This is a genomic window from Caballeronia sordidicola, assembly GCF_000729995.1.
In the GTDB taxonomy this organism is placed as follows: Bacteria; Pseudomonadota; Gammaproteobacteria; order Burkholderiales; family Burkholderiaceae; genus Caballeronia; species Caballeronia sordidicola_A.
Genome location: NZ_JNFG01000057.1, coordinates 1 through 18,303 on the forward strand (window position 1 = coordinate 1; position 18,303 = coordinate 18,303).

The following is an 18,303-nucleotide window of genomic DNA, read 5'->3' on the forward strand; positions in this document are numbered from 1 at the left end:
CCCCCCACAACCTGCCCCCCCGCCCCCACCCCCACCCGCTCACCCTGCCCCTTATCACCCCCGCTCCCAACCCCGCCCCGAGTGCCAACGAAACCCCTACGGTAAGGCCAACTCCCGCGCCCCTTCCGCACTCGCCCACCCCTGCTTCACCGACCAGCGCTGCTCGGTACCGGCCTCAACAATCGTAAGCCGCCCATCATCGCTATAAGCACCCGTGTCGATAAAAATTTGCGACCCGATCTGCTTGATCGCCTTCACGGGCGTGTGCCCGCAATAGGTCGGCGATAACCCCCGCTGCCAGGCAGCCTTCGCCGTCCCCAGCGCAAGCGACCTCCCCCACAACATCTGCTGCCTGACATCGTCGGGGAAATACGCGACTTCCAGATCAGCGTCGCTACCGAAAAACTCCGCATGCAGCACGTTGAAGCGAGTCGGGCCATCGCCGACAATTCGCACCAAAGGAACACTCGCCAGCTTCGAGGCAATCGCCTCCAACTGCTCGTCCAGCAGGTTAGCCGCCCACGCACCGCCGATCGAATACCACATGTGGCGATGCATCTTGCCCGCCGCAACCGCGCACAGTGCGTCTTCGTGATTGCCAAGCACCGGGTAGAACCAGGGTTTATCGAGCAGGTCGATGGCCGCCAGTGAATCGCTGCCGCGATCGACCAGATCGCCCACGGAAAACAGCCGATCACGCGATCCATCGAAACCAATTTCGCTAAGCAGATAACGCAGCGCGTCGACGCAGCCGTGCAAATCGCCAACCACGAGGTCACGGCCAACTTTGTTCGCCGGATGCCAGCAAACGACAGGATGAGTAGAAGCAGTCATGGCAACTTTCTTAATCTTACAAAACGCGCGGTTATGCGCGCCGACTCGCTATGCGAAAAATTACCTACCCACATTCTGGAACGACCATGACTATTGCGCAATACGATCAGCTTGGCGCGGCAATAATTGCCGCGCCAAGCTCCATTTAACCGTATTTATTGCGGTGTTGAACGGAGTTTGGCGACCCGATCGGCGGACGTCGTCGATTGCGGATTGCCAAACGTCTTGGTTACATAATTACTGATGGCGGCAATCTGTTCATCGCTGAGTTCATTCGCGAATGCAGGCATGAACGCCGTGGCGTCTTTCGTCTGACGACTCACGCCGTGCAGCATGACCATGGTCAGGTTATTAGCCGCCAATGCCCCCACCACGCTGTTATGAATCAGTGAAGGATACGCCCCCGGCACGCTGCCGCCCCGTCCTTCGCCCGTCCAGCTATGACACGTCGCGCAGTTGGCAATAAACAATTGCGCACCGTTCACGCCGCTGATCGACGTGCCGCGCATCGCGGTGACGTCCGCGTCGGTCGGCTTGCCGAAGGAGTCACGCGGATGGATATCGCCGCCGCTCTTCGCCGGCACCGAACGCAAGTACACCACCATCGAACGCAGGTCCTCGGGCGTCATGTATTGCGTGCTGTTCTGCACGACATCCGCCATCGGGCCGGCCGCATTCGCCCGGCCATGTACCACGCCATTTGCCACGCCGGTCGCGAGATAGTTCGTCAGCTCGTCGTCGGTCCATCCACCAATGCCCGCAGTCTTGTCCGGCGTGATGTTGAACGCGTGCCAGCCGGACAGCTCGGCGCCGCTGAAGCGCTCGCTCGTCTTCAGGCCCTGCATCACATTACGAGGCGTATGGCATTCCTCGCAATGCACGAGACCGCCAATAAGATACGCGCCGCGATTCCATTCCGCGCTCTGCTGCGGGTCGGGGACAAAACGGCCTTCGTTGAAATTGAACATGTTCCAGAACACCATCAGCCAGCGCTGGTTGAACGGAAACGACAGCTCATTGCGTGGCGGCGTGTAGTGGATCGGCGTAAGCGTATTCAGATAGGCACGGATCGCGAGCACGTCCGAGTCGGTGACCTTCGTGTATTCGGCGTAAGGGAAGGCCGGGTACAAGCGCTCACCGCTTTTGCCAATGCCATCATGCATCGCGCGCAGGAAGTCGGCGTCGCTCCAGTGGCCAATACCGGTATCCGGATCGCTCGTGATATTCGGCGTGTAGATGGTCCCAAACGGCGTGCTGATCGGCAGACCTCCAGCGAACGGACGACCCTTGTCGGCGGTATGGCACGCCACGCAGTCGCCCGCGCGCGCAAGGTATTCGCCGCGCTTGATCAGCGCCGCGCCGGCGAGCGTGTCGCGCTGCACGACCGTGGGTTCAGTAGCGGCAGTCTGCGCGTGCGCCGATTGAATCAGCGTGTGGAAACTCACTCCCGCAATGGCGAGCGCAAGAACGGCGAGTGCGCCGCCCAGGCGCTTGTCAGGTTTAAAAAAGCGCTTCGCGTCGCGAGGTTTCGGGTTCTTCATCGTGGATCTCCGTCGGCGCGCTATCAAAGTTCTTTCTTCAGCTTGTCGGCGAGACGCAACGACAACGCGGACAACGTCAGCGTGCAATTCACCGATGCCGCCGTCGGCATCACCGCACTGCCTGCAATGAAAAGGTTCGGGTGATCATGCGTGCGGCATTCGGAATCGACGACGGAATCCTTCGGGTCCGCGCCCATGATGGCGGTTCCCATGATGTGGTTGTTCGGAGCGAATTTATCGTCAAACGCAATCTCCGTGCCGCCGAACAATTCCGCGATCCGCGCATACTGCGCACGCGTGTCGACCGCGCTTTTCTTCACGTAGTCGTTGATCGAGTAGTAGATCTCGGGCTGCGGGATGCCGAGCGAATCCTTGTGATCCGACGATGGAATCACGCGGTTCTGCGGCTCGGCAAGATGCTCGTGGAAGCTGTTGATGCTCATCGTGCGCGCGGCACGATCGCGGATCTGCCGGTCGAGTTCCGCGCCCGTCACGCCCTTGGCGATCAGGTCCGCCGTGACCGACATGGTCGGCACGCCATTCGATAAATGCAGCTTCTTCGCCGAGTATTCGGAGCGGAACGCACCATCGCGGAAGTTCACGACGGAGGTCATTTCCATTGGCCCGCGACCCGGCCACACGGGCTCGTTGGCGAGGAAGGTCACGCCGGTGCCGGGATGATCCATCAGGTTGCGGCCGACCTGATCCGAACTGTTGCCAATGCCGCTCTTGAACCTGTCCGACACCGACTGCAACATCAGCTTCGGCGTTTCAATACCATTGGCCGCAAGCACGAAGAGCTTGCCCGTGACACGCGTGCTGTTGCCGTTCGGGTCCTTGTAATGGACGGCGGTGATCAGGCCTTTATCGTCGCTTTCGATCTTGTAGACGACCGCTTGCGCAATCAGCTTCGCACCGGCACGCTCGGCTTTCTCCGCGTGCGTGATGCCGTTGTACATGGCGGCGATCGGGCAGATCGGCATGCAGTTGTTGTTGCCGCAGCAGGTCGGGCGCGCATCGTAAGGGCGGCTGTTGCGCGCGACCGGTTCCGGCACCACGTGAAAAGACTGCGCGTTGAGGACATCGGCGAAACGCTGGTCCATGTAGGACAGCGGCAGCATGTCCATCGGGTAGGGTTTGGAGCGCGGCGAACCAAGATCGACGTTGTTCCCAGGACCCGATACACCAAGCTCTACTTCAGCGGCGAAGTACCATGGCTCGAGAGTCTCGTAAGGGATCGGCCAGTCGCGACCTACGCCATACAGCGTCTTCAGCTTGAAATCGGCAGGCAGCAAGCGCCATGCGGCAGCGGCCCAGTGCCAGGTGGTCCCGCCTACGAGCCGCAAGTATTGCGATGCGTACGGGTACTCGCCCTTCTGGATCAGATAGTTGTTCTCGGGCGAATACTCGGGATGCGGCGCGTAAGGCGTCGACGGATACGGTGTAGCGAAATCGGACTTCGCCGGCGAGTTACGAAAGTTCTCGACGATCTGCCAGCGCGGAATACGCGGCCCGGCTTCGAGCAGGATCACGGATGCGCCCGCGCTCGCGAGCTGATGCGCGACGAGTCCGCCCGCAACCCCCGATCCGACGACGACCACATCGGCCGAATTCGAATTTGCCATTTGTTGTTGTCCTGTGAGGGGTGGTTTTTATTTGCTTCGGTCACGCTGTCAATCGTGCCGTCAACATATAGTCAGGCAGCGTGCCGGCTTGATGCTTTTGGTGATGCGTTCGATGCGTTCAAGCCGCGCCAGGCGGTTTTTGCGTCCAGTAGAACGGCACGTCGCGGCAATACGACGGAATGGTCAGCACGTCATTGACGGGATCGAACATCAGCGCGCGCTCGTAGGCGACCACGCTCACGCGCGGGGCATCGCCGACAAGACCGAGATACCACGCCCGCATGATCGCGGTGACCGTGCCGGCGAGCTTGGGCGTATCCGCTTTAAGCGCCTGCGTCACCGTATCAGACGGCACGCCGCCATGCGCCGCGAGCCATACGTTCAAGGCGCTCACGTTGCCGGCAAACTCGCTGTCCGACTTCGACAGCGCGTCATACACGCGCTGCGCCAGCGCGGGATCGAAGGTGGTGCGTCCGGTCAGTTTGCGCGAGAGCAGCAGGAAACCGTCGAGACCTGCAGGCGGCGTATCGGCGAAAGCCTGAGTGAAGAATGTTGGGTAACCGAACCCCGCGAAACCTGCGGAAGTGAATGCGAGCGCGACTGCCGACGCACACGCGCCGAGAACAAAGCGGCGGCGGCTAGCCGACTGTGCGCGCGTCATGGGATGGTCTGGTTGTGTCATGGTGTGAAGTCCCAAGTCGCAATGTTCAGAGAGGCGATGATCGATTGCACCTGTCGATATGCCCGAATAGTTTTTAAGGCGCGCGTTGCTGTCGCTCAGGCATGCACGATGAAGCGGATAACAAGCTGATAACGCGCTGATAACAATCAGCCCTCGGGCCGTTGGCAATTGAAAGGCACACGAGCAATAATCGCGGCACCTGGAGTTGTGAGGCACAAGAACACTGACATCTTGCGTGTGGCTTGCACGATACCTCGCCATGCCAGCTTAGCGCCATACCCTGCCATAAGCTTCCATTACCCGACCACTATAAAAAATGAATCTCGTTCCCCAAGTACTTCGCTATCGCCCGCGGGCAGTCATTGCACTCGTGGTTGGTGTGATCGTGGCACTTTTGGTTCCACATGACTTCAAGCCGATCGTGCGCGGGCTCATAGGATGGGACAGTACCGTATGGCTGTATCTCGTGCTTATCTGGATTCAGATGGCGCTCGCGCGTCAAGACAAAGTGCAGAAGCTCGCCGAGCGCGAGGACGAAAACGCAGGCATGGTGTTGCTGATCATCAGCCTGGCCGCCATAGCAAGCCTGATCGCGATTGTGTTCGAGCTGGCCATGGCCAAGAACCTGGGCTTGCGCGGCGCACTGCTCCACTATCTGCTGACTGCAGTCACGATGCTGGGCGCGTGGTTCCTCATCCCGACCATCTTCACGCTGCACTACGCGCGCCACTACTATCAGTCAGAGGGCGACGAGACATCGCTAAGATTTCCCGATGCCCACCTCAAGCCGGACTATTGGGATTTCCTCTATTTCTCGTTCACGATCGCGGTGGCATCGCAGACGTCGGATGTCGTGCTCTGCTCCAATGAAGTCCGGCGAGCGGCGCTGGCGCAATCGATCCTGTCGTTCTTTTTTAATGCCGCGGTGATTGGTTTATGCGTGAACACAGCCGCCAGTTTGCTTGGGCCTTAAGCTGACTGTTAAGCAAATATTGCCGTCATACTTGATAGCAACCGGGCGTAATTGCCGCATCAAATAAATTAATATGGATGGCTGACAATTCTTGCATCCCGGCACCCGCGCACACCGGTAGCCCAGTCTTTCGTATAAGGATTCCCGAATACTCCGTGTAAAAACGCCGCCTGCAGCGCGTGCGTTTTTACACGGCTCTTCATGTCCGCCTAACGTCCACCCCAGCGCTTATCCAAGCGCCTATCGCTTTCCCCCGGTTTCAGCAGAATCCCAAGAACATGGCACACGCCTTGCTCTTGCTTTCACGCACCCCCTCTTCCCTCCGATAAAAGCACCGGACGCATGCGCCGCAGATTCTTTTGCCCGAGCGCATCCCATCGCTTTTCATCCATCAAACGCCAGGAGTCCGCCTTGTCCTTGAACGTCTTGCTTGTCGCTTCCGAGGCTGTACCGCTAGCCAAAACCGGCGGACTTGGTGACATGGTCAGTGCGTACGCCGTTGCGTTACGTGAAACCGGAGTCGATGCCGCGATCCTTATCCCGGCCTATCCGAAAGCGCTGCAGATGGTCGAAGGATTACAGAAGGTGGCTTCAGTGACGGGGCTCCCCGGCGGAGACGGCGCGTTGTATCGCGGCCGCATGCCGGATACCGGTGTGCCCGTGATCCTGCTGCGCATGGATCATTTGTATGCACGCGAAGGCCTCTATCAGGACGCGAAAGGACGCGACTACGAAGACAACGCGATTCGGTTCGCGTCGTTATCGGCTGCGGCAGTGAAGATCGCCGCAGGCGTTCGAGGCTTCAAGAAGCCGGACATCGTGCACGCACACGACTGGCACTCAGGACTCACGCCGCTCTTGATGAAGCAGGCCGGCGTGCACGCAAAAAGCGTTTTCACGATCCACAATCTGGCGTTCCAGGGCAACTATTCGCTCTCGCTTGGTGCAGCGCTAGGCGTGCCGGCCAAATGGCTCGTGCCCGCGTTGACCGAACCTGCGAGCATCGAATTTTATGGTGCGTTGAGTCTGATGAAAGCCGGCATTGTCCACGCCGACCACGTCGCCACCGTCAGCGAAACGTATGCGCGGGAAATCCTCACGCCGCGCTTCGGCCACCTGATGGAAGGCGTGCTGCAAAGTTGTGCCGGCAAGCTGTCGGGCATCATCAACGGTATCGATATGGATACCTGGGACCCAAAGACCGATCCGCAGATTGCCCGCTCCTATTGTTTCGACGATATGCGCGGCAAGCACGCCTGCAAGCGCGAGCTGCAACAGTTGTTCGGCCTTCCTACCGACCCTTTCGCGCCAGTGATCGCGCTTGGCAGCCGGATGACATCGCAGAAAATGGCCGATGTTGCCGTGGAAGCCATTCCCGCGCTGCTGGAACGCTACCCGCGTTTGCAGATTGCCGTGCTTGGCCAAGGCGAAGCACATATAGAAGCCGCGTTTCAGCGGCTGGCACAGACCTGGCCGGATCGGGTGGGCGTCTATATAGGTTTCGACGAGCGGCGCGCGCACGTGTTGCATGCCGGTGCTGACATCCTGCTGCACGGTAGCCGCTTCGAGCCGTGCGGTCTCACGCAAATCTACGCCATGCGTTATGGCACGTTGCCCGTGGCATCGCGCGTGGGCGGGCTGGCGGATACGATCGTGGATGCGGCGCAGGTAACCGAAGCGGCAGAACTTCAAACAGGCTTCCAGGCATCTCCCCTGGGCGGCTTTGAGGGCGCAACCTCCTCGCGCCCGGCGACCGGCTTCCTCTTCGACGGCGACCGCGTCCAGGACGTGATCGCCGCCGCCACGCGCGCCATCGACGCCTTCATGCGTCCACAACACTGGCGCACGCTTCAATGCAACGCGATGGCACGTGATTACGGATGGAACCAGGCGGTAGCGAAATATGTCCAGCTATACGCGGGTCTCACCGATGCACGTCCTGCCAAAGCACCGTTGCGCACCCGTCGCGTGGCCGTGCCGGTCACGGGGGTTGCCGAGGCCGAGCGTCGCGAAGCGGAACAGGTGCAATTCGTCGCACGCAGCGCCTGACGTTCCACGCCACCCTTTTCGATGGTACGGTTACACGGTTGGCCGTTCGCCGTGCACTGGATTGCAGTGCACGGCGAACGGATGTCGTCTGACCTGAACCCGCATGCGGGTCGAGAACCATTAGCTACGCTCAGGCTCCGACATACGCCAGGAAACTGGAGGGCCGCGGCACGCTACGTGCTGTGTCCTTCAAGCGACCCTGGCGCCGCACCGAACGGCGTATCGCCTGATGTCCTTGAGGTCGATACGCACCGCACTCGTCACCCCGGATTTGGTGCTTTGAAGACTGTCTGAGGCTCGTCTGCCGTAGCCGTTCTTGCGGTTGGTTTATTGCCTGGTTGAGCGCGATCGCGTTTTCCCGCATCCACGCCATAGCAGGACGAACTGGAAAAGACGACCGATGGAACACCATCACATGCTTCAAGCGTATGCACCAAGAATCTATTTCATCGACCCGCTTCTCGTCGGACCATTGTCTGAGTGGTCCGCACAATTCGAACATGCCGCCGCGCTGGGCTTCGATCACGTCCTGATCGGCGCACCGTTCCAGCCGGGCAGCAACGGCCATCGACAGGCCGTGGCCGATCATCACAAGCTCCACGCCACATTCGAATCCGACGCGCCCGCGGGCGAAGGTCTGCGTTCGCTGGCGAGTCAGGCGAGCAAGCACGGCCTGACCTTGCTGGTGGATATCACCCTCGACCAGGTCAGCGCAGAAGGCGGTTTGTTCCGGGATAACCGCCACTGGTTCCATCCGTTCGAAGCGGCTGAAGCCCGGCTCGACCCGCGTCACGCGCCGCACGAGGAAAGCGTGGCGCATGCGAATTTCGGCGATGGCGAAGCGGCTCAGGCGCTCACCGAATGGTGGGCGCGCGAGCTGATGCTGCTCGCCGATGCCGGCATTGGCGGCTTTCGCTTCGAAGCGCCGCACAAGGTGCCGGCGCACGTATGGCGCAGGCTCGGTGCGGCCGTTCGCGAACGTCATCCGCAAACGAAATGGCTGGCATGGACCGTCGGTGTCAGCCGCCACGATCTCGCCGGACTCGCCGATGCCGGTTTCGACTCGGTGTTTTCATCGTCGCGATGGTGGGATTTCCAGAGCAACTGGCTCTTCGATGAACACGCCGCGCTGTTTCGCATTGCGCCACCCATCGCATTTCCGGAAGAGCCTTACGGCTCGCGCCTGCTGCACGATCTGCCGGACACCGGCGACTCGTCGCTGGTGGAGCGCGCCTACCGGCGCGCGTTGTACACGGCGGCGGGCATAGGCACCGGCCTGCTCGTGCCCATGGGCTTCGAATACGGCGTCACGCAGCCGCTCACCTACAACCACGGCAGCGCGGAAGAGTTCCGGCGCGCCAAGGAAGGCGCGCGCTTTAACGTATCGGCGGAAGTGGCGCATGCCAACGCGCTGCAACGCAACTCCGCGGCGCTGTCGAGCATCGGCGAGCTGCGTGCGCTGACCGGCGCGGGCACACCGTACGCAGCCATTCTGCGCGGCAGCGGCCCGGACCTGCGAGTCGCGGCCGAAGCAGCGCTGATCGTGCTGAACCCGGACCTCACCACGCCGGTTTATGTCGATACGCGTCATCTGCTGGACGGCGCACCAGGCAACTTCACGCGGTTTCGGGCTATCGACGAAAACACGTCGGACACACCGCTGCCGCTTGAGCCTTTCCTGTTGCAGCCCGGTGAAGTGCATCTGTTGCGCGGAACCTCGGAACCGCCGATCTTGCTCGCCCAGCCGCAGGTCAAACGCGGCGCCAAGGCGGCCGACAAGAAGTCCGTGAACGAAGCGCTGCTCGCATCGCGGGTGGCGATCGAAAGCGTGATGCCATCGGTCGATCACGGCCGCTTTCCGGCGAAGCGGATCGTGGGCGAAGCGGTCGAAGTCACGGCGGCAATTTTCGCGGAAGGCCACGACAAGATCGCGGCCGCCGTGCAATGGCGCGCCGCCGATGAAACCGACTGGCACGAAGCGCCCATGATCCCGGTCCTGCCGCTCGGCAATGACCTGTGGACAACCCACATTCCGCTCGATCGCCTGGGTCGTCATGAATTCACGGTAGTCGCGTGGCGCGACGACTTCGCTTCGCTGATCGATCACATGGAGAAGAAGCTGAAGGCGCAACAGACGGTTGAACTGGAACTCGAGGAATTGCGGCATTTGTTCGCGCTGATCCTGGCCGAGGTGAAAACCACGGAAGGCGCGCAGACGGAACCGCTGGAAGGAATCGTCAAGCAGTTCGCCAAGGCCGATGCCGACACGCGGCTCGCGTTGGCGCTCGCACCGGAAACGGCGCAGGCAATCGAAGCGGCGCGGCACCGGCCGTTCCTGTCGCGCGATCCGGTGACGTACCGCGTCGATGCCGAACGCGCCGCCGCACGCTTTGCAAGCTGGTACGAAATCTTCCCGCGCTCCATGAGCGATGACGAAAATCGCCACGGCACGTTTGTCGATGTGATCGGCAAGATGCCGCGCATCCGCGAGATGGGCTTCGACGTGCTCTACTTCCCGCCGATCAACCCCATTGGCATGGCGAACCGCAAGGGCAAAAACAATTCGCTGACGGCCCAACCCGGCGAGGTGGGCAGCCCGTATGCGATTGGCGGCAAGGAAGGCGGCCACGACGCCTTGCATCCCGAACTCGGCAACCTGGACGACTTCAAGCAGATGCTGGACGCGGCGCGTGCCCACGGTCTGGAGATCGCGCTTGATTTCGCCGTACAGTGTTCGCCGGATCATCCGTGGCTTAAGGAGCATCCCACGTGGTTCGCGTGGCGCCCGGACGGCACGCTGCGTTATGCGGAAAATCCGCCGAAGAAGTATCAGGACATCGTTAATCCTGACTTCTACGCGCAGGACGCGAAGCCGGAACTGTGGCTCTCGTTGCGCGACGTATTCCTGTTCTGGATCGCAGCAGGCGTGAAGATTTTCCGCGTCGATAATCCGCACACGAAGCCGATGCCGTTCTGGGAATGGGTGATTGGCGATGTACGCTCACGCCATCCCGATGTCATGTTCCTGGCCGAAGCGTTTACACGTCCGCGCGTGATGAACCGCCTCGCCAAACTCGGTTTCTCGCAGTCGTACACGTACTTCACATGGCGCGAGTCGAAGCGCGATTTCCTGGAATACATGCATGACCTGACGCAGACGGACGCGAAGGACTATTTCCGCCCGAACTTCTTCGTCAATACGCCCGATATCAACCCGCGTTTCCTGCAGCGCTCAGGCCGCGCCGGCTTTGTGATCCGCGCCGCGCTCGCCGCGACGCTATCGGGACTATGGGGCGTGTATAGCGGCTTCGAACTTTGCGAAGCGGCCGCGCTGCCGAACAGCGAGGAATATCTGGATTCCGAGAAGTATCAGATCCGCGCCTGGGACTGGAACCGGCCGGGCAATATCGTAGGCGAAATCACGGCGCTGAACCGGATCAGGAAAGCGAATCCGGCGCTGCATTCGCATCTGGGCGTCAACTTTCTGACTGCTCACAACGACAGCATCCTGTTCTTCGAGAAAGCCAATGCTGCACGCGACAACGTCGTGCTGGTCGCGATCAATCTCGATCCGTTCAACGAACAGGGCGCGGATGTGGAACTGCCGTGGCAGACGTTGAATGGTTGGGGCGTGCAGGAATGGGACGCACTGGCCGTGGAGGACCAGATGACGGGCGAGCGTTTCGAATGGCGCGGCAAAACTCAACATATCCGCCTCGACCCGAACACGCGGCCGTTTGCAATCTGGCGAATCGCGCCGACGTGGGGATTGCCGCGAGCGCCGACCGCCCTTTGACGGTCACATGATCGTCACCTGACAGTCATCTCATCACGACGGCACTCGCCGACGTGGCACAGAACAACGCATAGAAGCCGGACAAAACACCGTCGCGGCTCAAGGAGCGACACGTGAAGCGTAACAAGAACTCGACTCTCAGCAACGATCCGCTCTGGTACAAAGACGCGATCATTTATCAGATCCACATCAAGTCCTTCTTCGATGCGAACAACGACGGCATCGGCGATTTCCCTGGCCTGCTCGCGAAGCTCGACTACATTTCCGAACTTGGCGTGGATACGATCTGGCTGCTGCCGTTCTATCCGTCGCCACGGCGCGATGACGGTTACGACATCGCCGATTACCGCAACGTGCATCCCGATTACGGCACGCTCGCCGATGTGAAGCGGTTCATCCAGGAAGCGCACGCACGCGGTATTCGCGTCATTACCGAACTGGTCATCAACCACACGTCCGATCAGCACCCGTGGTTCCAGCGCGCGCGCCTGGCCAAGCCGGGCTCGAATCATCGCAACTACTACGTCTGGTCGGATACCGACAAGAAGTATGAAGACACGCGGATTATTTTCATCGACTCGGAGCCGTCCAACTGGACGCATGATCCCGTCGCCGGCCAATATTACTGGCACCGCTTCTTCAACCACCAGCCGGACCTGAACTTCGATAACCCCGCCGTGCTGAAGGAAGTGCTGCAGGTGATGCGCTTCTGGCTCGACATGGGCATCGACGGGTTGCGGCTGGACGCAGTGCCGTATCTGGTCGAACGCGAAGGCACGAATAACGAGAACCTGCCGGAAACGCACGCGATTTTGAAGAAGATCCGCGCGACTATCGATGCGGAATATCCGAATCGCATGTTGCTGGCCGAAGCGAATCAATGGCCGGAAGACGTGAAGGAGTATTTCGGCGATGAAGACGAATGCCACATGGCCTTCCACTTCCCGCTGATGCCGCGCATCTATATGTCGATTGCGAGCGAGGACCGCTTCCCGATCACGGACATCATGCGGCAGACGCCGGATCTCGCGCCGACCAACCAGTGGGCCATTTTCCTGCGCAATCACGATGAACTCACGCTGGAAATGGTCACGGATTCCGAGCGCGATTATTTGTGGAACACGTACGCCAGCGATCGCCGCGCGCGTTTGAATCTTGGGATTCGCCGGCGTCTCGCACCGCTTATGGAACGGGATCGTCGCCGGATTGAACTGATCAATTCGCTGCTGCTGTCCATGCCCGGCACGCCCGTGATCTATTACGGCGATGAACTCGGCATGGGCGACAACATTCACCTGGGCGATCGCGACGGCGTGCGTACGCCGATGCAATGGTCATCGGATAGAAACGGTGGCTTTTCCCGCGCCGATCCCGAGCAGCTCGTGCTGCCGCCAGTCATGGGCTCGCTCTATGGGTATGACGCCGTGAACGTGGAATCGCAGAGCCGCGATCCGCACTCGCTGCTCAACTGGACCCGCAAGATGCTCACGGTGCGTCGCGGGAAGCAAGCGTTCGGACGAGGCACGATACGTTTTCTGCGCCCGAACAACCGCAAGATCCTTGCGTACCTGCGCGAGGTGGAAGGCGAACCGGCGATCCTGTGCGTGGCGAATCTGTCGCGAGCGCCGCAGGCCGTGGAACTCGATCTGTCCGAGTACGCTGGTTCGGTGCCGCTGGAAATGACCGCGGATTCCGCGTTCCCGCCGATCGGACAGCTCACGTATTTGCTGACGTTCCCGCCGTACGGCTTCCTGTGGTTCCAGTTGTGCCCGGGCAATCAGCGTCCGGCATGGAGCCAGGCGCCATCCGAGCAATTGCCTGAATTCGTGACCATGGTGATCCGCGCCGGCCAGACCGGCCCGACGCCGGAAAACGTGCGCTTGCTTGAATCGGAAGTGCTGCCGTCATATTTGAGCAAGCGGCGCTGGTTTGCATCGAAGGACAAGAAGCTGGTCGGCGTGCGCCTCGCGGCCTTGACGACCATTCCGGAAGCAGGGTTTGCGTTCACGGAGATCGAAGCGGATCTCGGCGACCACGTCGAACGCTACGTGCTGCCGCTCACGATTGCATGGGGCACTGAAACTACTTCGCCGCTCTATATGCAGCTCGCGCTCGCGCGGGTGCGCCAGGTTCGCAATATCGGCCATATCACCGACGCCTTCGCCGTTCCGAACTTTACCTACGGCGTACTGAAGAAGCTCTTGATGCGGGCGGTCGTTCCGACGGTGCAGAAGAGCGAGATCCGCTTTATTCCGACCGAACGGCTCGATAAGCTCGCCGCCCAGTTCAAGCCCGGGGAACCACCGCCGGAAATTCGCTGGTTGGCGGCGGAGCAGAGCAACAGTTCGCTCGTGATCGGCGATCAGGTCGTGCTGAAACTGGTGCGCCGGCTGGTCGGCGGGATTCATCCGGAAGCCGAAATGAGCCGGCACCTGACGAAGCTCGGTTACCCGAATACAGGGCCGTTGTTCGGCGAAGTGGTGCGGGTGGACCCGGAGGGCGTGCCGCATACGTTGTGCATCTTGCAGGGATTCATCGACAACCAGGGCGATGCGTGGAACTACGCGCTCGATTACCTGCGCCGTACCGTGGATGAACTCGCGCTCGCCGTGGATCTCGAGGACCACGCGATGGACCGCGAGAAGGAATTGATCGGGATCGAGGGGTATCGGAAAGTCACGGGGATCATTGGACGGCGGCTGGGCGAACTGCACGTCGCGCTCGCCCAGGATTCGGACGACGCCGCGTTTGCGCCGGAGAAAGCATCGAAGAAGGACGTGCGGGGCTGGAACGACGGCACGCACACGTTGCTCGTCACTGCCCTCGATATCCTGGCGGCGAAGCTCCTGGAGTTCAGCGAGCATGATCGCGAGATGGCGCAGAGCCTGCTCGATCGCCGTGACCTGCTGCTCGCGGCCGTGCAGAAACTCGTGCCTGAAAGCGCCGATGCGTTGCGCATCCGGATTCATGGCGACTTCCATCTGGGTCAGGTGCTGATGGCGCAGGGCGACGCTTTCCTGATCGACTTCGAGGGCGAACCCGCCCGGGCGCTGGAAGAACGCCGGCAAAAATCGAGTCCGTTGCGGGACGTGGCCGGCTTATTGCGTTCCCTGTCCTATGCCAGCGCCGCTGCGCAACCGACGACCGGCAATGCGCCGCAGGCGACCGCCGATCGCAGGCGCGCGTTGTTCGAGCGCTTGCGTGGTCATGGCGAGGAAGGTTTCCTGCTCGAATATCACGCGGCGGTGGCAGCTTCGCCGCAGCCGATTGCCGGCGACGAAGCCACCTTCGCCGCCCTGCTCGATCTTTTCCTGATCGAGAAGGCGGCCTACGAAATCCGCTATGAAGCGGCTAACCGTCCGACCTGGATTGGGTTGCCGTTGCGTGGCCTCGCGTCGCTTGCGAGCCGCCTGCTTGGCGATACGGGCGCACCGCCCGCACCCGGCTCGCGACCTGTGGATGCCGCACTAAAGGACACCTCTGATGGAAACGAAAATGAATAAGCGCACAGACGACAGGCTGCTGACCGAAGGTCTGCATCCGCTCGATATTGACGCGCTCGTCGAAGCTCGCCACCCCGATCCGTTTTCGAAGCTCGGGCTGCATCAGACCGATGCTGGCCCTGTGGTTCGCGTGCTGTTGCCGGGCGCCACCGGCGTGCAGGTACTCGAGCGTGACAGCAGCAAGCCGCTTGGCACGCTGACGCAGGTTCATCCGGCGGGGTTGTTTATCGGGTTTATCGACGAGATGCAGGCGTACCGGCTGAAAATCGATTGGCACGGCACGCCGCAGGAAGTCGCCGACACCTACTCGTTCGGCCCTGTCTTAAGCGATGAAGCGTTGAACCGCGTTTCCGGCGGCGATCCGTATGCGGTAATGGAATGCCTGGGCTCACGGCCGGTTGTTCATGGCGGCGTGGCCGGTGCGCGTTTTGCGGTATGGGCGCCGAACGCGCGACGCGTCTCGGTGGTGGGCGACTTCAACTCGTGGGACGGCCGCCGTCATCCCATGCGCTTGCGCCATAACGCCGGCGTCTGGGAACTGTTCGTGCCGGGCTTGGGCGCGGGCACGCGCTACAAGTACGAGATCATCTCGCGCGACGGCCACGCGCTGCCGTTGAAAGCCGATCCATGCGCGATGCAGAGCGAGCTGCCGCCCGCGACGGCGTCGGTAGTGGCAGATGCTGAGGCTATCGATGGATATGCGTGGACCGACAGCGAGTGGATGAACACACGCGGACCGCGGCAGACCGTGAACGCGCCGATTTCCGTGTATGAAGTTCATGCGGAATCGTGGCTGCGGGTGCCGGAGGAAGGTAACCGCGGCATGAACTGGCATGAGCTTGCCGAGCGCTTGATTCCGTATGCGAAGAGCATGGGGTTCACGCACCTGGAGTTCATGCCGATTGCGGAGCATCCGTTTGGCGGTTCGTGGGGATATCAGCCGTTGGGGCAGTTCGCGCCATCGGCGCGGTTTGGGACGCCGGAGCAATTTGCCGAGTTCGTGAACCGCGCGCATGAAGCGGAGCTGGGGATCATTCTGGACTGGGTGCCGGCGCATTTTCCTAACGATACCCATGGACTTGTCGAGTTCGACGGCACGCCGCTTTATGAGCATGCGGACCCCCGAGAGGGATACCACCAGGACTGGAACACGATGATTTACAACCTCGGCCGCAATGAGGTTAGCGCGTTCCTCGTGGCGTCGGGGCTGGCCTGGTTAAAGCGTTATCACGTTGATGGATTGCGTGTGGACGCGGTGGCTTCCATGTTGTATCGGGACTATTCGCGCAAGGCGGGCGAGTGGGTGCCGAACATGTATGGCGGCCGCGAGAATCTGGAATCGATAGCATTCCTCAAGCGCCTTAACCATGAAGTGCGGCAGATTCCTGGTGCGATTACGATTGCTGAGGAATCGACTGCCTGGCCGGGCGTGACGGCTTCGCTGGAGAATGGCGGGCTTGGCTTCGATTTCAAGTGGAACATGGGCTGGATGCATGACACGTTGCATTACATGGAAGAGGATCCGGTCAATCGAAAGTACCATCACAACATGTTTACGTTCGGGATGGTGTATGCGTATTCCGAGCGATTTTTGCTGCCGCTTTCACATGATGAGGTGGTTCATGGGAAGGGGTCGTTGATTGGGAAAATGCCGGGGGATCATTGGCAGAAGTTTGCGAACCTGCGTGCGTACTTTGGATTCATGTGGACGCATCCGGGCAAGAAGTTGTTGTTCATGGGTGGTGAGTTTGGTCAGTTTGGCGAGTTTAATCACGATACGTCGCCGCATTGGCATTTGCTTGACGATGCGTTTCATGGTGGTTTGCAGAAGCTGGTTCGCGATTTGAACCGCGTGTACGCAGAGGAACCCGCGCTGTACAAGTTGGATAGCGATCCTCACGGGTTTGACTGGCTGATCGGCGATGATTCGGCCAACAGTGTGTTTGCGTTCCGTCGCACGGATGGTGAGGGTCGTGAGTGCGTGGTGATTTCGAATATGACGCCGGTGCCGCGGCTGGGATATCGGGTGGGATTGCCTAAGGGTGGGAAGTGGAGTGAGATTGTGAATTCGGATGCGTCGGTGTATGGCGGATCGAATATGGGGAATGGGGGCGTGATTCACGCTGAGAATATTTCGAGTCATGGGCGCGAGTGGTCGGCGGCGCTGACTTTACCGCCGTTGGCGACAATAGTACTTAGGGCCGAGTGATCGCGGGGGGACGTTCGCACTTGGGGGTGGGGTTTAGTCGGGTGGTCGGGGGTGGTGCCGGGTTGCAAGGTTCTGGGGTTAGCGGTCGGGGTTAGTGTCGGGGTGCCAGGTTCTAGCGTTAGCAGTCGGAGTCAATGCCGGGTTGCTGCTGCTTAGCTTAGTGGTCTTCTTGAGTGAGCTATTTTCTTTATCACTGTTAGCCACTGTGCGTGGCGGCACGTCATTTCTTTGTCCAAAGCGACAAAGAAACGAAGCAAAGAAAACGCTTTCAGAACGAGGGCTCGTAAGTTGACCTAGCGTGCAGTCTCCAAGTTTTTGGCACCCCAAAAGCACGGTGCTCGCCAGAGCCACGGATGTGTGAACCCCTCCTTCTCGCGAATCCTGACACGAACACGCTTCGCCCCGTACGCTCTCGGGCAAGCACGATTGCCAAGGAAACCCGCACGGCCTCACGCGTAGTTGAAACTTCGCTTTTTGATGGGATGACTTAATGATCCGCGTTGGATTGGTCTGCGTTGATCGGTCCGCGTTAAGTCGTTTGCGCTGAGTCGTCTGCGCTGAGTCGTCTGCGCTGAGTCGTCTGCGTTGAGTCGTTTGTGTTGAGTCGTTTGTGTTGAGTCGTTTGTGTTGAGTCGTTTGTGTTGAGTCGTTTGTGTTGAGTCGTTTGTGTTGAGTCGTTTGTGTTGAGTCATCCGCAAGACTATCTGCGAGCACCGTGGGGCCGAACGCATATTTGCTGCTTCATGTTTGCTGGTTCATATTTGCTGCTTCATTTTTGCGGCTTGTTTGTGTGGTTTGCGCGGTTTTTCATTGAGTACTGTCTTACGTATTTGGCGGCTTTATTTCGTGGTGGGTTGGCAACGTGGTTCGTCATACTTAACTATTCGGTGGATGGTTGTTCGCGGATAGCGCGGGGTGCACCTTGGGCAGGTTCAATCACTGGTGGCGAAGCGTGTGGGTATCCGTGTTCGGAGAAAGAGGGTTTCACACATCAGTCGCTCTTGCGAGCACCGTGCTTTTGGGGTGCCAAAAACGTGGAAACTGCACGCTAGGTCAACTTACGAGCCCTCGTTCTGAAAGCGTTTTCTTTG

9 protein-coding genes are annotated in these 18,303 nt (G+C 60.2%); 5 read left to right on the forward strand and 4 right to left on the reverse strand.

The window, feature by feature from the left end:
- Positions 1 to 96: 96 nt before the first annotated feature.
- From FH08_RS0132540 to FH08_RS0132555, 4 genes are all read right to left on the reverse strand, one after another.
- Positions 97 to 834: a metallophosphoesterase gene (locus tag FH08_RS0132540; RefSeq protein ID WP_031362375.1), complete on the reverse strand. Its 738-nt coding sequence runs from the start codon at positions 832 to 834 to the stop codon at positions 97 to 99.
- Between the two features lie 155 nt (positions 835 to 989).
- Positions 990 to 2,375, reverse strand: coding sequence for a cytochrome c (locus FH08_RS0132545; RefSeq protein ID WP_051888709.1), 1,386 nt, complete (start codon positions 2,373 to 2,375; stop codon positions 990 to 992).
- A 23-nt stretch (positions 2,376 to 2,398) separates the two neighbouring features.
- Positions 2,399 to 4,000 (reverse strand): GMC family oxidoreductase, encoded by a 1,602-nt coding sequence (locus FH08_RS0132550; protein WP_031362377.1) that lies wholly within the window; start codon positions 3,998 to 4,000, stop codon positions 2,399 to 2,401.
- 118 nt (positions 4,001 to 4,118) lie between these two features.
- On the reverse strand, positions 4,119 to 4,682 hold the full coding sequence (locus FH08_RS0132555; protein WP_031362378.1) for a sugar dehydrogenase complex small subunit: 564 nt from the start codon (positions 4,680 to 4,682) through the stop codon (positions 4,119 to 4,121).
- A gap of 316 nt (positions 4,683 to 4,998) precedes the next feature.
- On the opposite strand from FH08_RS0132555, the gene FH08_RS0132560 reads away from it, so the two are divergent.
- The 5 genes from FH08_RS0132560 to glgB all read left to right on the forward strand — a co-directional run bounded on the left by FH08_RS0132560 (position 4,999) and on the right by glgB (position 17,212).
- Entirely contained in the window at positions 4,999 to 5,655 is a 657-nt protein-coding gene (locus FH08_RS0132560; protein ID WP_031362379.1) for a DUF1345 domain-containing protein, read from the forward strand.
- Positions 5,656 to 6,066: 411 nt separating this feature from the next.
- Entirely contained in the window at positions 6,067 to 7,704 is a 1,638-nt protein-coding gene (gene glgA, locus FH08_RS0132565) for a glycogen synthase GlgA (RefSeq protein WP_031362380.1), read from the forward strand.
- 400 nt (positions 7,705 to 8,104) lie between these two features.
- Complete coding sequence (locus FH08_RS0132570) at positions 8,105 to 11,500, forward strand: maltotransferase domain-containing protein (RefSeq protein WP_063771249.1); 3,396 nt, start codon at positions 8,105 to 8,107, stop codon at positions 11,498 to 11,500.
- Between the two features lie 113 nt (positions 11,501 to 11,613).
- Positions 11,614 to 15,003, forward strand: coding sequence for a maltose alpha-D-glucosyltransferase (gene treS, locus FH08_RS0132575; protein WP_031362382.1), 3,390 nt, complete (start codon positions 11,614 to 11,616; stop codon positions 15,001 to 15,003).
- Positions 14,996 to 17,212, forward strand: coding sequence for a 1,4-alpha-glucan branching protein GlgB (glgB, locus tag FH08_RS0132580; protein WP_035567677.1), 2,217 nt, complete (start codon positions 14,996 to 14,998; stop codon positions 17,210 to 17,212). Before treS ends, glgB begins: the two co-directional genes overlap by 8 nt.
- Positions 17,213 to 18,303 lie beyond the last annotated feature (1,091 nt).

Bases quoted from the DNA above. Each gene is read 5' to 3' on its own strand.
- FH08_RS0132545 (WP_051888709.1), bottom strand. From the start codon at position 2,375: ATGAAGAACCCGAAACCTCGCGACGCGAAGCGCTTTTTTAAACCTGAC.
- FH08_RS0132550 (WP_031362377.1), bottom strand. From the start codon at position 4,000: ATGGCAAATTCGAATTCGGCCGATGTGGTCGTCGTCGGATCGGGGGTT.
- FH08_RS0132540 (WP_031362375.1), bottom strand. From the start codon at position 834: ATGACTGCTTCTACTCATCCTGTCGTTTGCTGGCATCCGGCGAACAAA.
- FH08_RS0132555 (WP_031362378.1), bottom strand. From the start codon at position 4,682: ATGACACAACCAGACCATCCCATGACGCGCGCACAGTCGGCTAGCCGC.
- FH08_RS0132560 (WP_031362379.1), top strand. From the start codon at position 4,999: ATGAATCTCGTTCCCCAAGTACTTCGCTATCGCCCGCGGGCAGTCATT.
- FH08_RS0132570 (WP_063771249.1), top strand. From the start codon at position 8,105: ATGGAACACCATCACATGCTTCAAGCGTATGCACCAAGAATCTATTTC.
- glgB (WP_035567677.1), top strand. From the start codon at position 14,996: ATGAATAAGCGCACAGACGACAGGCTGCTGACCGAAGGTCTGCATCCG.